This window comes from Cylindrospermopsis curvispora GIHE-G1, from assembly GCF_014489415.1.
Lineage (GTDB): Bacteria > Cyanobacteriota > Cyanobacteriia > Cyanobacteriales > Nostocaceae > Raphidiopsis > Raphidiopsis curvispora_A.
The window spans coordinates 2,050,872-2,065,666 of the sequence record NZ_CP060822.1 but is presented as its reverse complement, the minus strand read 5'-3'; the positions used below and the strand labels follow the sequence as shown (position 1 = coordinate 2,065,666).

The 14,795-nt window shown below is 40.1% G+C and carries 12 protein-coding genes; 2 read left to right on the top strand and 10 right to left on the bottom strand.

Features of this window, described 5'->3' with window-relative positions; translation table 11 throughout:
* Positions 1-404: 404 nt before the first annotated feature.
* From nifK to IAR63_RS09170, 10 genes are all read right to left on the bottom strand, one after another.
* Positions 405-1,940: a nitrogenase molybdenum-iron protein subunit beta gene (nifK, locus tag IAR63_RS09215; RefSeq protein ID WP_187705051.1), complete on the bottom strand. Its 1,536-nt coding sequence runs from the start codon at positions 1,938-1,940 to the stop codon at positions 405-407.
* A 247-nt stretch (positions 1,941-2,187) separates the two neighbouring features.
* Entirely contained in the window at positions 2,188-3,693 is a 1,506-nt protein-coding gene (gene nifD / locus IAR63_RS09210) for a nitrogenase molybdenum-iron protein alpha chain (protein WP_187705050.1), read from the bottom strand.
* A 121-nt stretch (positions 3,694-3,814) separates the two neighbouring features.
* Positions 3,815-4,702 (bottom strand): nitrogenase iron protein, encoded by an 888-nt coding sequence (gene nifH, locus IAR63_RS09205; protein WP_187705049.1) that lies wholly within the window; start codon positions 4,700-4,702, stop codon positions 3,815-3,817.
* A 182-nt stretch (positions 4,703-4,884) separates the two neighbouring features.
* Positions 4,885-5,811: a Fe-S cluster assembly protein NifU gene (gene nifU / locus IAR63_RS09200; protein ID WP_187705048.1), complete on the bottom strand. Its 927-nt coding sequence runs from the start codon at positions 5,809-5,811 to the stop codon at positions 4,885-4,887.
* Positions 5,812-5,859: 48 nt separating this feature from the next.
* Positions 5,860-7,065: a cysteine desulfurase NifS gene (gene nifS / locus IAR63_RS09195; RefSeq protein WP_187707425.1), complete on the bottom strand. Its 1,206-nt coding sequence runs from the start codon at positions 7,063-7,065 to the stop codon at positions 5,860-5,862.
* Between the two features lie 111 nt (positions 7,066-7,176).
* Positions 7,177-7,515, bottom strand: coding sequence for a 4Fe-4S binding protein (locus tag IAR63_RS09190; protein WP_187705047.1), 339 nt, complete (start codon positions 7,513-7,515; stop codon positions 7,177-7,179).
* 118 nt (positions 7,516-7,633) lie between these two features.
* Positions 7,634-9,070, bottom strand: coding sequence for a nitrogenase cofactor biosynthesis protein NifB (gene nifB, locus IAR63_RS09185; RefSeq protein WP_187705046.1), 1,437 nt, complete (start codon positions 9,068-9,070; stop codon positions 7,634-7,636).
* Between the two features lie 416 nt (positions 9,071-9,486).
* A complete protein-coding gene (locus IAR63_RS09180) occupies positions 9,487-9,831 on the bottom strand; it encodes a translation initiation factor (protein ID WP_187705045.1) in 345 nt (114 codons plus the stop codon).
* An 88-nt stretch (positions 9,832-9,919) separates the two neighbouring features.
* Positions 9,920-10,579, bottom strand: a complete 660-nt coding sequence (locus IAR63_RS09175; protein ID WP_187705044.1) for a hypothetical protein — start codon at positions 10,577-10,579, stop codon at positions 9,920-9,922.
* A gap of 179 nt (positions 10,580-10,758) precedes the next feature.
* Positions 10,759-12,810: an S-layer homology domain-containing protein gene (locus IAR63_RS09170; RefSeq protein ID WP_187705043.1), complete on the bottom strand. Its 2,052-nt coding sequence runs from the start codon at positions 12,808-12,810 to the stop codon at positions 10,759-10,761.
* 156 nt (positions 12,811-12,966) lie between these two features.
* Here IAR63_RS09170 and IAR63_RS09165 point away from each other — a divergent pair, with 156 nt between their 5' ends.
* Together IAR63_RS09165 and IAR63_RS09160 are read left to right on the top strand one after the other, a co-directional pair.
* Positions 12,967-13,965: an ABC transporter ATP-binding protein gene (locus IAR63_RS09165; protein ID WP_187705042.1), complete on the top strand. Its 999-nt coding sequence runs from the start codon at positions 12,967-12,969 to the stop codon at positions 13,963-13,965.
* A 10-nt stretch (positions 13,966-13,975) separates the two neighbouring features.
* Positions 13,976-14,788, top strand: a complete 813-nt coding sequence (locus IAR63_RS09160) for an ABC transporter permease (protein WP_096547663.1) — start codon at positions 13,976-13,978, stop codon at positions 14,786-14,788.
* The last annotated feature ends 7 nt before the right edge of the window (positions 14,789-14,795 follow it).

Below are 14,795 nucleotides of genomic sequence, written 5' to 3'. Positions count from 1 at the left end.
CGGTTACTTTCCAAAACTTCAAGGTTGGAAATATCTATAGACTTACTGCAAAATTCCTCTTCACATTAGATTCACACATTTCAATTCTCAAAAAAAGATATCTATTTATCCGTAACTGAATTTTTATAACAGCAATTCTTGATAATTTCGGTACTGGAGAATTTTTCCCTTGGTTTAATACCAGGTGATTCATTGAAATAGGGAATTGGGTTAATACCCAATCCCCATCCGATACTAACTTAGGGATTAGTGGCCTCAAGATGATGCTTGACAACTAAGTAGGTGGGTGGAATTAAACATGAACGTAGGTTGGGTTGAGGAACGAAACCCAACGCCCCCATGGGTTACCCTACCACTAACCTATCCTACAAATAATTGTGCCTCCCTACTTAACCGTTATTTGTCTAGCGAATTAAGTCGTAAGAAATATCTGTCTTACCAGGAACATTGGTATTGCGGTCAATTTCTTCAAAGATGGTGTTAACAATCCAGTTCAACAAGTTAATAACACCCTTGTAACCAACGGTTGCATAACGGTGGTAGTGGTGACGATCCATGATGGGATAACCAATTCTAACTAAAGGTACACCACAATCACGCCACAAATACTTACCGTAAGAATTACCAATCAATAGATCTACAGGTTCGGTAAACAATAAGGAACGTAAGTGCCATAAGTCCTTACCACCCCAGATTTTAGCTTCTTTACCGAATTCGCTAGAATCTAGAAGACCTCTCAATTCCTTCTCAAATGCTTCATTGGTGTTATGAACCAAAATGTGTACGGGTTCAGCACCCATTTCTAGCATGAACCCAACAACACTATAGACTAGGTCAGGATCACCGTAGATAGCAAAACGCTTACCATGTACCCACGCATGGGAGTCAGTCATAGCGTCAACTGCACGACCACGTTCTACTTCTAATTCAGTAGGAATTGCTTTACCAGTTAACTCGCTGAGTTTCATCAAGAATTCGTCTGTACCCTTAATACCCCAAGGACGAGAAACTTCAACTTTTTGACCCCATTCCTTAGCAATGTAGTCGCGGGTCTTGCTGGTGGAGTAAGCTTGAAGAGCAATAGTAGCTTTAGCGTTGATGGAGTCCGCTGCGTCTTCTAGTTTTGTGCCACCTGGGTACATGTTAAATTCACCATCGTTAGGTGAGTCAACATAATCACTGTTGTCAGATAACAGGGTGTAGTTAATACCCATTAGTTCAGCTATACGCTTCACTTCACGGTTGTTTTCTACATAAGTATCGAAACCGGGGATGAAGTTGATTTTACCATTACTGGTAGCTTTCTTTTTACCTGCTGTTAGGTTAGAAAGAATACCCTTCATCATGTTATCATAACCGGTGATGTGGGATCCTACGAAACTAGGTGTGTGCGCAAAAGGTACGGGTAAATCCTGGGGTACGGAACCAGCATTCTTAGCATTGGTGATAAATGCACCCAAGTCATCACCGATAACTTCCGCCATACAGGTGGTGCAAACTGCAATCATTTTAGGTTTGTAAAGTGCGTAGGCATTTGCTAAACCATCAATCATGTTTTGCAGACCACCAAAAACCGCAGCGTCTTCAGTCATGGAAGAAGAAACGCCAGAAAATGGTTCTTTATAGTGACGGGTTAAGTGTGTACGGAAATAAGCAACGCAACCTTGAGAACCTTGAACGAAGGGAAGAGTGCCTTCAAAACCCACAGCAGCGAACATAGCACCCAAAGGTTGACAACCTTTAGCAGGGTTAATGGTTAAAGCTTCACGAGCGAAGTTCTTTTCACGATATTCCCAGGTCTTTGTCCATTCTGCAACCCGTTGAACTTCTTCAGGGGTGTGACCATTTTCAAATTCTTTCTTGTTTTGGAACAGTTGTTGGTATTCTGGTTGGTGGAATAGTTCAACGTGATCCTTAATTTTTTCCGGATTCTGAGGCATTTCTAGTTCTCCAAGATTGCTGTATGTGGTGTGTTTCTGTGGCGATATCAGTTAATTGCCCCTTTTTAAGTAGGGGGTCGGAAATGCTGCCCAAAATTCAGAATGGAAAATTCAAACTTGAGAACTTTTAATTTTGAATTTTGAATTTCTCACCCCTACTTTGCCCATATTTTCACCTATATTGGTCAGGGTTTATAGGGGACTATTTAGTATTTATGGGGGCAATTTACCCTGATATTTTCTTTGTTTAGACTGCTGCTGTAGCTTTTCTTAAAGCTTTCTTGGCAGATTTGTTCCAGGGAGCACCTATTAATCCCCAAGTGGGACTGTTGAGTGCCAAATCCATGTCACGAGCGAAAATGGCAAATCCGTCGTAACCGTGGTAAGGACCAGAATAATCCCAAGAGTGCATTTGACGGAAAGGAAGACCCATCTTTTGGAATACGTACTTCTCTTTTACGCCAGAAGCAATTAAATCTGGCTTCAGAGCTTTGATGAATTCTTCAAATTCAAAGGCGGTTACGTCGTCATAAACGATTGTGCCATTGTCAATATAGTGAGTGGTACGTTTATAGTCGTCACTGTGAGCAAACTCGTAACCTGTACCAACTAACTTCATGCCCAAATCGTTGAATGCAGGTACAACGTGACGAGGACGTAAACCACCAACCATCATGGCTACGGTTTTACCTTCCAAGCGAGGACCGTATTTAGCAATAATCGCATCCATGGAAGGCTGATACTTAGCAATTACCTTTTCAGCATTTTCTTGAATCTTAGAGTCAAATCTGGCTGCGATCGCTCTTAAAGATTCAGCAATCTTGGTAGGTCCGAAGAAATTATACTCCATCCAAGGAATACCATAAGCTTCTTCCATGTGACGACTGATATAGTTCATAGAACGATAACAGTGAATGAGGTTGATCTTCACATTAGGAGTCAACAACATTTCATTAATGGTACCGTCACCAGACCACTGGGCAACAACACGTAAACCAATTTCCTCTAAGAGAATACGACTAGCCCAAGCGTCACCACCGATGTTATAATCACCAATAATTGCTACGTCATAGGGGGTAGATTCAAACTTGAGACTACCGTCTTTTTTAGCTTGATCTGCTCTGGGGAATACCCAGTCACGGATTTGGTCGTTAGCGATGTGGTGTCCCAAAGACTGAGATACCCCACGGAAACCTTCGCAACGGACGGGAACCACTGGTTTGCCCAGTTCCTTGGCAGCTTTCTTAGAAACCGCTTCGATATCATCTCCAATCAAACCAATAGGACATTCAGATTGAACAGAAACACCACGGTTGAGGGGAAACAATTCTTCCAACTCTTGAATCAACTTCAATAACTTCTTGTCTCCACCAAACACGATGTCCCGTTCTTGGAAATCAGAAGTGAAGTGCATGGTACCAAAGGTATCAACACCTGTAGTACCTAAGTAATAGTTACGACGACCAGACCAAGACCAGTAACCACAACCTACAGGACCATGGCTGATATGAATCATGTCCTTAATAGGACCCCAAACCACACCCTTGGAGCCTGCATAAGCACAACCACGGGCGGTCATTACACCAGGTAAAGATTTGATGTTAGATTTAACACCACAATCTGTTTTACCTTCTTCATGTACATTCAGATGCTTCTCACGCTTCTTAGCAGCTTTTTCAGGGTAAGCTTGGAGAACTTCTTTAATCAGTTCTTTTCTTTCTTCAACAATCTTCTTGTTGTCTTGAGGTGTCATGTCTCTTAGCTCTTTCTAGTATTGTTTAGGTAGGGGAATTCCATCCCCAAATTTGCCAAAGAAAGGTAAAAAGGAAATTAATGTAGAGTATTCCTTTTTCCCATTTCTCAATCACTAAATACTACTTGCTTGCAGAAGCAGGCTTGCCAATTACTTCAGCGTTTTTGGTGTCATCATCAAGAATACCATACTCAATCAACAGAGCTTCTAACTCATCCATTTCCATAGGAGTAGGAATAGTTAGCTTGGTGTTATTGATGATCTTTTTACCCAATGCACGGTATTCATTAGCCTGGTTACTATCGGGTGCATACTCGTTAACTGTCATACGACGCAATTCTGCGTGTTGAACAATGTTGTCACGAGGTACGAAGTGAATCATTTGGGTGTTTAAACGTTCAGCTAAGTTTTCAATCAATTCAGCCTCACGGTCAACCTTACGGCTATTACAGATTAAACCACCTAAACGCACACCACCAGAGTGAGCATATTTCAAAATACCACGAGCGATGTTGTTTGCAGCGTACATCGCCATCATTTCACCGGAGGTAACGATGTAGATTTCTTGTGCTTTACCTTCACGAATGGGCATAGCGAAACCACCACATACAACGTCACCCAATACGTCGTAGGAAACGAAGTCCAAATCTTGGTAAGCACCATTTTCTTCTAAAAAGTTAATGGCAGTGATAATACCACGACCAGCACAACCTACACCGGGTTCTGGACCACCAGATTCCACGCATTTAACACCACGGAATCCGGTCAGCATTACTTCTTCCAATTCCAGGTCTTCTACAGCACCTTTCTCAGCAGCCAAGTGCAATACGGTAGTTTGAGCTTTAGAGTGCAGCATCAAACGGGTAGAGTCAGCTTTGGGGTCGCAACCCACAATTAGAATGCGTTGGCCCATTTCAGCCATAGCTGCTAGAGTGTTTTGAGAGGTGGTAGATTTACCAATACCGCCTTTGCCGTAGAATGCTATCTGTCTAATTCTTTCGTCGCTCATTTTTCCTAGTTCCTAGTCTGAGTGGTTTACCGGTCTTTTGTGTGTCGATTTCTCACGCCTTGTATCTACGGCAGTGAGCGTGTATAGAACGTCGCGGTTTAATGGTGGCGAACGCTCTACTAGATATAATGCTGTTGTGTTTTTCATAGTATTTATTAGACTCTAACTATTTAGAAATGAAACTAAACTGCTTCGACGATAATTTCCTTGTTGATGCGCTCTCGTAATCTAGATTCAATGGCTATCTTTAATGTAGCGGTACTGCTAGAACATGAACCACAAGCGCCTTTAAGAATGACTTTGACCTTATTGCCTTCTATATCATATAATTCTACGTCTCCCCCGTCGGCAATTAAAACAGGTCGGACCTCTTCATCTAATACTTTTTGAATCAGAGCAATTTTCTGGACATTAGTTAGCGGTTTTTGTTGCTCTAATTGCTGTCTTAAATTATCACCTAAAGCAGAAAATTGTTTGTGACTTACCGTACCATTGCCAGCGCCTATTTTTTGGGTAAACTCCTGCTGTACTTGTTTAATTATATCATCAATTTTTGCCAAACAAGAACCGCATCCACCACCAGCTTTTACATAATTTGTAACCTGCTCGGCACTGAACAGATTGTTTTGCTTTACTGCTTTTCTTATCTTAGCATCTGTGATGCCAAAACAACTACAGATTAGGACACCTTCATCATCGTCCTCATGGGATGCTAGTGGAATACCTCGATAATTATAAATAGCTGCTTCTAAGGCTTCTTGTCCCATGACTGAACAGTGCATTTTAGCTTCAGGTAGTCCACCCAAATATGCTGCTATTTCCTTATTGGTGACTCTTAAAGCTTCATCTAAGGTGAGACCTTTCACCATTTCGGTTAAAGCACTAGAAGAAGCAATAGCACTGGTGCAACCAAAAGTTTGAAAACGAGCATCCAGAATTTTATCCGTAGCTTCTTCAACTTTCAAATGTAATCTTAAAGCATCACCACATGCAATACTTCCCACTTCACCAGTAGCTACCTTAACTCCAGGTTCCCTGTTATCTTCTATTGTCCCCTGGTTTTTCGGTTCGTAAAACAATTCTAATACTTTGTCTGTATAGTCCCACATAATTGTTGATTGGAGTTTTAGATTAGATATTTGTGGATTTACCAATGACTACTTACTACTTACTAAAGACTGCTGTTGTAACCATTGTGCTTCATCATTTTTGAAGGGAGATAAGCTGCGGAGTTTTTCCACAATTACTGGCATGACAGCTATTACCTGATCTACTTCCTCTTGGGTAGTATAGCGAGAAAGACTAAAACGAATTGAACCATGTAAGGTAGTATAAGGTAAACCCATGGCTCTTAAAACATGAGATGGCTCTAGAGAACCAGAAGTGCAAGCAGAACCGGAGGAGGCACAAATACCATGCTTATTTAAAAGTAGTAGTATGGCCTCACCTTCAATATACTTAAAACCAATATTAGAAGTATTAGGCAACCGATGATTAATATCTCCATTCACTGCACAATCAGGAATCTTAGTTAATAAACTTTGTTCCAAATTATCCCGTAGTTTTCTTTCTCTTTTAGTTGCTTCTTCCAAGTGCAATAATTCCAATTGGGCGGCCTTTCCTAAACCAATAATTCCTGGAACATTTTCTGTCCCTGCTCTTCTTCCCCTTTCTTGGTGTCCACCAATTAAAAAGGGACGAAATCTCACACCACGTTTCACATACAAAGCACCAATACCCTTAGGAGCATGAATTTTATGACCAGACATAGTTAACATATCAATTGTACTAGTCTTCATATTCAAGGGTAATTTTCCTACCGCTTGTACTGCGTCAACATGAAATATAGCTCCATACTCTTTTACTCTAGCACCAATTTCTTCAATTGGAAATATAGTGCCGGTTTCATTATTGGCATACATAATAGTCACTAAAGCAGTGTTTCCAGTTAGGGATGCCTCTAATTCATTCAAGTCTATTTGTCCTTGACTATTAACAGACAAATAAGTAACTTCATAACCTTGAGTTTCCAATTGTTTACAAACATTCAAAACCGCTGGGTGTTCTACCTGGGAAGTGATGATATGGCGCTTATCTGGTTGGGATAGCAAAGCTGCTTTAATAGCAGCATTATCACCTTCAGTTCCACAACTTGTGAAAATGATTTCTGACTCTTGAGATCCCAATAAAGCTGCAACATTTTCTCTAGCTATTTTCACATTTTTAGCCAGTTGACCCCCGAAACTATGCATACTAGAAGGATTTGCATAGTAGTCTGTTAAATAAGGTAGCATGGCTTCCAAAACCTGAGGATCTACCTTAGTAGTTGCATTATTATCCAGATAGACACAATTTTTCAACATTTCACTCATTACTTATGATTTATTGTTTATGGCTAACAAATGGTAACGGCAAATAGAAAATGTATATCTTAGGTATTTTACTATCTACCAATTACCATCGATTACTACTACCTAAGCTACAACTTGATGCTTCTTCAATTGCTCCCCTAACTTCTGGGAATAGGTGTTATACCAACGTTCCCAATAGTCCTGTTTGTTTGTCAGTTTGGCTATGATACGATTGTAGGTAGAAAACCAAATTTCCCAATAATCTTTCGGTTGTTCTACACACCCGCTAGCCGTAGGACAAACTGCTTTACATTGAGGTACACTGTAAATTGTGTTGGCACAGTTTGTACAGCGTTCAGCATCAATAATGTGCTTACCTTCAACTTTTTCAATTGCACCATTCGGACATACAGATACACAAAGATTGCAGGAAATGCACTGGCTAGTAATAGTGTAAGCCATGATTATTTCTCCTTGGAGATTTTGGTCTCTAACATATAGCTTTTTCCAGAACGCCTAGGAGTTGATGGGTAAATTGCTGGATAGGCGTTCTGGTTTGGCTAGGGCTATAAGCAGTGAATCACTGGTGATTAGCCCTTACGTACTGTTCGTAAAATTCTAGGGCAACTTTCTCAATTAGATCGTATGATTCCACAGTCTGTATACCCGCTGCATGCAATTTCTCTTTGGGACAGTTGCCAATTTTAGCAACTAAAACTGCTTGGCAATCAGCAATTGCTTTAATTATATTTTCAGCTGTTGCTTCTTCACCGTATCCACCCTGACAATATTGATCAATTCTGCGGTGACTTACATAGCGAACTTCATTTCCATCCACCTCGTAGACCTGAAATTCCTTAGCATGTCCAAAGTGTTGATTAACTAACCCACCGCCTTTAGTTGCTACAGCTACCAGAATTTTTAGCCGATTGGGTATTTGTTTGCCCGCAGTAACTTTTTGTCTTGCCAGTTTCAGCTCTTCTCTGAATTTCTCAATACCTTCCTGTACTTGTTGACGTTTTTCTAGATCGTATTCTGGAGACATTTCCAATAATTTCTCTTTGGTAAATTCTTGGCTGCGATCTTCTCCTAATAGTCCCACTGCATCTGCTCGACACTGACGACAGTGACGCATCATTTTCATGTTGCCAGAACACTGATCTTGCACTTCCTTGAGTTCTTTATTAGTCGGACCTCGTTGACCGTTTAACCCAAAATATGTACCATGTTCTGGAGCAGAAATCAGGGGCATAATGTTATGCAGGAATGCACCTTTTTCTCTAATTACTTTGTTAACTTCTACTAGATGTTGATCATTAATTCCAGGAATCATCACGGAATTAACTTTACATAAAATATCAGCTTCTTTTAAAGCCTGCAATCCTTCCATTTGCTTCTCCAGCAAAATTTTCGCACCTTCCACACCTTTATAACGCTTCCGCTTATAGTGAACCCAGGAATAAATTTTTGCACCTATTTCTGGGTCAATGGTGTTCAAGGTAATAGTCACGTGATCTATATTTAACTGTTTGATGCGTTCAATATATTCTGGTAGCATCAAACCATTGGTTGATAAACAAAGCTTAATATCTGGCGCTTTATCCGCAATCAACTCAAAGGTACGAAATGTTTTTTCAGGATTGGCTAGAGGATCTCCCGGTCCAGCAATTCCCAAAACCGTCATTTGGGGAATTTTACTGGCAATTACTAATACCTTATGAGCAGCTTCTTCTGGGGTCAGCAGTTCACTGACTACCCCAGGACGACTTTCGTTAGCACAATCGTATTTGCGGTTACAATAGTTACATTGAATATTGCATGCAGGAGCTACTGCTACATGCATTCTTGCATAATGGTGATGTGCTTCTTCACTATAACAAGGATGTTTAGCAATCCGCTCTTTGAGTTTTTCGTCCATTTCTGAGGTTGTTGTGCTGTGGTAACCACAACCACCAGATTTACCTGTGGGAGTTTCCTGTGGGGAGGAAGTGAGAATTCCTGTGGCCGGTAGTGTCATTGAATTTCGCAAGGGTTCGGTGGAATGGTGCCCTCCACTCACTTTTCGCAGTTGATTTGTTAAGGAGCGTTAAGTGATTGGCGATAAATGATTTATAGCAGCACTTTTTATGCTCCATTTATCCGTCCCTAGGATAGAATTTATTGGATTTATTACTGATCTACTCAAATGTGATCATCCCACTAAATATCAGGGTGATAAAAATTAAATCTTTTTTTTTGGGTAGGGGTGCTAGTATTTTGCTAGTGGGGTGCGAGTATTTGTCATACGGGGCTCAGGATTTCTTTGTACTCATCTACAACTCAACACCTAACTGCTGTTTGGCAGTTTTCTTCTTCTCAGGGAATTACATTTTTTATGTACTCATAGCAAAAACGTTAAAAATCATGAAAGCGAGCTTCATACAGCGTTAATGCTCAAACACCACTAATTTTAGCCTTGTAGCCCAGTTTTAACAAAATCTCTAAAATTTTCTGTTTATGATCCCCCTGAATCTCAATTTCGTTTTCTTTCAAGGTTCCCCCTGTACCACATTGGGTTTTTAATTGCTTTAACAAGTTTATAAGGTTTTCTTGTTTATTTTTAAAGCCGCTAATTAAGGTCACTGTTTTGCCTTTTCTTCCCGCACGGGTAGCTTGTATCCTGATATTTTGTTGGTTAGGGGGTAGTTCTGGAACAGGACGTTCTAGAGCTTCCGATGGATCATTGCCAAATTCCCGGTAGACGATTCGATTCTGGGATTTTAATTTGTCCTCGGACATACAAATAAATAAAAATAATAGTTTTCAATAGTCTAGCAAATTATCTTAATTACATAACTACCAGCAATCAATTGACAGGCAATTATTCCTAGTTCATAGTCATAGCTATAAGTTTAGATGTAAATACTTCCGAGTTGTTGGTACTTTCGGGTGTAAATTGACCAATTGGAGGGTGATTAATATTAACGGATATTACTTCTGATAAAGGTTCCGGTTCGGATAAACTTTCATGATTAATTTTTTCTTCGCGATTAATTACGTCTTTTAAAGGCGTACTAATATTATATTGAGAATTTCTTGTTAGTGATGCTAGATGGGTTTCCATAAATAAATCTTCTGATAAATCATTATTCTGAAAGTGATAATTATCAGAGTGGGGAGACACTTTTTTAACTCCATTACTTGGCCGTGTCAAGTTTAATGATGTTTTAATAGATAAAACAGTACCCAAGTCCTGCTTGAGGATTTGTGGAAACTTGTTACAAATCATTCGTTCAAATTCCGTGTTGAAATGATAATAGACGCATCCTCTTCGTTGCCAAAATGTTAATATCTGTTGCACTGATATTGCTTTATATCGTCCCTGATATAGGGCTTCTATAATTCCTATATGTAACCAATCATGGGGATATTCTTTACCCCAGTAGGCAACTAGGTCAATGGCAGTGTGTCCATTTAAGTCAAAACCATAATGGACTAATAAGTTAACCGCTAATTCAGCATAAGGACTGGGGAATTTTTTTAGCATGGGGTCTTAATTTTCCAGGAGTGATTTCTGGGTAGTCACCTTTAGGCAATAAGTATCAGTCTTTGTGTCAACACTGGTTGTCTTTACTTCAAGGTATTGTGAGCTACAGAATGATTTTGGCATAACATTGGTTGATGTTATATATTTTAATAGTTAGTCCCAGAATAAACCATGAAAAATCAACTCTCAGCAATGGGTTTAACCCTTTTTACAGCCACTAGTGCCTGATATGTCATAGCTGCAACCTCCGCTCTGGTGGCTTCTTTTGTGGGTGCAAGTATTTTTGGATCTGGATAATTGACAACTATGTTTTGTTGACTTGCTGCGATCACAGCTGCTTTGGCATATTCTGGGATGGAGTTTTTATCCGTATAACTAAGGGAAGAGGGATTCTGATTAGAAACCAGTCCCAGTCCGTTCACCAGAGAGACAATGACTTGTATTCTCTGGATGTTTTGATCGGGACGAAAAGTCCGGTCACTAAATCCAGCGATAAATCCTCCACTAGAAGCTATCTGAATAGCTTTGACCGCCCAAAAGTCACTGGGAATGTCTATAAAATCCACAGTCGCTCGTTTAGCTACGGGGTTGAAAGCAGCTGCTATTAAAGCTGCATACTGGGATCTGGTCATGGGTTTATCTGGTTGATAACTACCGTCAGCAAAACCACTGGTAAGATTCATACTAACTAATGCTCTAATATATGCTTCTGCCCAGTGCCCCACTAAATCAGAAAAAGAAGGTTGTTCCTTGTCGGGTTTGACAATGTAAGGCGAAGCTATAGCTTCCGCTTCACCTTTAACCACTAAAGCTTGGTAGATTAGGGTTGCTACTTCCGCACGGGTTATTTCTCTCAGGGGTTCCAATAAATCTAGCTGGGGATAATTCAGGACTAGCAGTTTTTGGGTGGCAATGGTTGTTGCATTAATGGCATAACTGGGAATTTGTGCGCGATCGCCATAAATTAGTAAGCCATTAGGATTGCTGCCAGTGAGTTTTAGTCCATTAACAATAGATACTATAGCTTGAACCCTAGTTAAGTTTTGTCCTGGTCTAAAAGTACCATCAGGAAAACCACCTAAAAAACTTGCATCAGCTGCACTAGCAATAGCTGAACTAGCCCAGAAATCGGTTCTAACATCTTTAAACCTATTTAGATTTTGACTATCTGGTAGTTGAAAAGTTTTCTTAATCAGGGCCGCATATTGGGCACGGGTAATAGGTGTATTGGGTTGAAAAGTCCCATCGGGAAAACCGCCAATAAATCCCTTAGCCACTAAAGCTGTAATAAAAGCTGTAGCCCAGTGTCCATAAAGGTCAGAGAAGCTGCTAGTGATAATTGGAGTAATTGTATCATTAGTAGCTGCTACCAGTTCTAATAACCCCTTAATCTGAGACGTGTTGACTTGATTACCTACGGAAATTAAACTTTGAGATGAACTATTTTGAACATCGAAATTTTCCTGTTCACGAAAAATATTGCCTGCAGGATCCTGTGGTTTGCCAAGGTCAGGAATGGCATTACCATTAATTGATAAACCACATTGGCTATTTTGATAAATCAAATTCCCCCGCAACACTGGACTAGCATCGCGGGAGATTGCCATTCCGATTTGGTTTTTCCCCAACTTGTTATTAGCAATCAAAGGCGCGGCTAAATCTGTAATAGCTATTCCCACGGGATTATTTTCAAACACATTGCGCAAAACTTCCCCTTTACTAGAACGTGCCATCATTAAACCGCTGGCAGTGTTCTGTATAAAAACATTATCCAAAATCGCTGGTTTAGCTTGACCAGTAATCAATATTCCTTCCCGACCACATTTACACAGAGTATTATTAGCCAAGGTTGGTGCTGCGGATTCAATCCAAATTCCAGTACCTTTATTTACAGAATTGGTGATGGTTATACCCAGTATACTTCCATCACCGGAAAATAACAGGGTGATATTTTGTAGACCAAAACTGGGACTGTGATATTCACCCCCTCCAGTAATAATAATCCCTTCACCCTTTTTAGACTCATTGCCCAGCAACACAACTCCTTGGGGGATAACCAGGGGAAAAATCTCCCCGGTTTGGGTACTATAGGTTCCCATAGACAGGCGTATAATTCCCGGGGATGGGATAGTTTTTAGGGCGCGGGTGATAGTTTTAAATGGACTCAATTGTGAACCATTATTGCTATCGTTACCGGCTATAGGATTTATATATAATGAGACAAGTTTCATAATACACGTTAACACCTAAAAAATAGTAATACAATATAAATAGTATAGGATTTGCTATCAAAACTAGAGAATAAGAACACGCCATAAGACAATTTTTCCGCGAGTATAATAGACTAGGAAAATTATGCCGTCTTCAACCTTGTCAGTATACAATTCATGATAGAAGTTGATCACCTGAGTAAAATATATGGTTCCACCCCTGCAATCACAGATGTGACCTTCAAAGTGGAACCTGGTGAAATCCTGGGATTTTTAGGTCCTAATGGTGCAGGTAAAACCACAACCATGAGGATTTTAGCTGGTTATCTCCCCGCTACAAAGGGAACAGTGAAAATTGCTGGATATGATGTCCAGGACAATTCCCTAGCAGTACGCAAAAAAATCGGTTATTTGCCAGAGACACCTCCCTTATACCCTGAAATGACTGTGGAAGGTTTTCTGTACTTTGTTGCTCAAATTAAAGGTATTCCAGCAGGCGATCGCCCGACAAAAGTGAAAGCTGCCATGGCGAGATGCAATATTACAGAAAAGCGTCAAGTAATTATTCGTAAGCTTTCCAAGGGATTTCGTCAAAGAGTGGGAATAGCCCAGGCCATTGTTCACGATCCCCCGGCTATTATTCTGGATGAACCCACGGTGGGATTAGATCCCAGACAAATTATCGAAGTGCGAAACCTGATTAAAAGTTTAGCGGGTACACACACCATTATTCTTTCCACTCACATTCTCCCGGAAGTAAGTATGACCTGTAACCGAGTAGCTATTATTAACCGTGGTAAAATCGTGGCTACTAACAGTCCAGAAAACCTGATGACAAGGTTAACAGAAGGTTCTGGCTATGAGTTGACTATTTCTGGGGAAGTTGACCTGGCTAAACAAGTTTTACAAAATGTACCGGGGGTAAGTTTAGTAGAATCCATGTCTAACTTGAGTACATGCCAGAATGCTGTACTGCGTGTCTTATCAGAACCAGGATCGAATTCCGGAAAGTATATAGCATCTACATTAATTCACGGTGGATTTGAATTACACGAAATGCGTCGAATTGGTGCCAGTTTAGAAGATGTATTTTTGAAACTAACTACTGAAGAAAAAATCTTATCTCAGTTTATAGAAGCGAAAGACCTAGCAGAAACCTCAGGAGACAACATTTAATATGGGTAATATAGGTATCATAATTCCTAATATAATTGCCATTTATCGGCGAGAATTACAAAGTTATTTTGTATCACCATTAGCCTATGGAATAGCGGGCATCTTTTGGTTTATTGCCAGTGTATTTTTCATACTTATATTATTAGGTCCAGGAGGAATTTTACCTACAGTTTCCATGTATGATTTACAGGGACAACAATTTGGAGTACCCATTCCTCCCATAGACGTACCATACGAGTTTATTCGGGCATTCTTAGATCGGATAAGTTGGTTATTATTATTTGTTTTACCTATTCTTTCCATGGGACTTTACGCAGAAGAACGGAAATTAGGAACCTTAGAATTGTTAGCCACCTCACCAATTACTAACTGGGCGGTGGCTCTAGGTAAACTGTTGGGAGTTTTAACATTTTTCATCAGTATACTCTTACCAATAATAGGACTACAGATCATAGTCGTTAGCGAATCAAATCCACCCATGTCTTTGGTCATTCCTTTGATTAGCAATCTAGGACTAATACTCCTAGCTGCGTCAATTTTATCCTTGGGAATGTTCATTTCCTCCTTAACAAGTAGTACTGTTTTAGCGGCAATCTTGACCTTTGTGGTGGTTATCCTAATCTTATTAATAGATTCCCTATCACAAGCATTACCAGGCTTACTAGGACAAATTCTGAGTTATCTATCGCTGTTGAAACACTACAACACCTTAATCAAGGGAATTTTAGATAGCAGTAGCTTCATACTATTTGCCAGCTATATTATTCTGGGAATTTTTTTGACTGCTCAATCAATAGATGCTCTGCGTTTTCAACGCCAATAGTCACTTT

Coding starts and splice junctions, on each gene's coding strand:
- nifB (WP_187705046.1), bottom strand. CDS start 9,070: ATGACACTACCGGCCACAGGAATTCTCACTTCCTCCCCACAGGAAACT.
- nifU (WP_187705048.1), bottom strand. CDS start 5,811: ATGTGGGACTATACAGACAAAGTATTAGAATTGTTTTACGAACCGAAA.
- nifS (WP_187707425.1), bottom strand. CDS start 7,065: ATGTTGAAAAATTGTGTCTATCTGGATAATAATGCAACTACTAAGGTA.
- IAR63_RS09165 (WP_187705042.1), top strand. CDS start 12,967: ATGATAGAAGTTGATCACCTGAGTAAAATATATGGTTCCACCCCTGCA.
- IAR63_RS09180 (WP_187705045.1), bottom strand. CDS start 9,831: ATGTCCGAGGACAAATTAAAATCCCAGAATCGAATCGTCTACCGGGAA.
- IAR63_RS09170 (WP_187705043.1), bottom strand. CDS start 12,810: ATGAAACTTGTCTCATTATATATAAATCCTATAGCCGGTAACGATAGC.
- nifH (WP_187705049.1), bottom strand. CDS start 4,702: ATGAGCGACGAAAGAATTAGACAGATAGCATTCTACGGCAAAGGCGGT.
- nifD (WP_187705050.1), bottom strand. CDS start 3,693: ATGACACCTCAAGACAACAAGAAGATTGTTGAAGAAAGAAAAGAACTG.
- nifK (WP_187705051.1), bottom strand. CDS start 1,940: ATGCCTCAGAATCCGGAAAAAATTAAGGATCACGTTGAACTATTCCAC.
- IAR63_RS09175 (WP_187705044.1), bottom strand. CDS start 10,579: ATGCTAAAAAAATTCCCCAGTCCTTATGCTGAATTAGCGGTTAACTTA.
- IAR63_RS09190 (WP_187705047.1), bottom strand. CDS start 7,515: ATGGCTTACACTATTACTAGCCAGTGCATTTCCTGCAATCTTTGTGTA.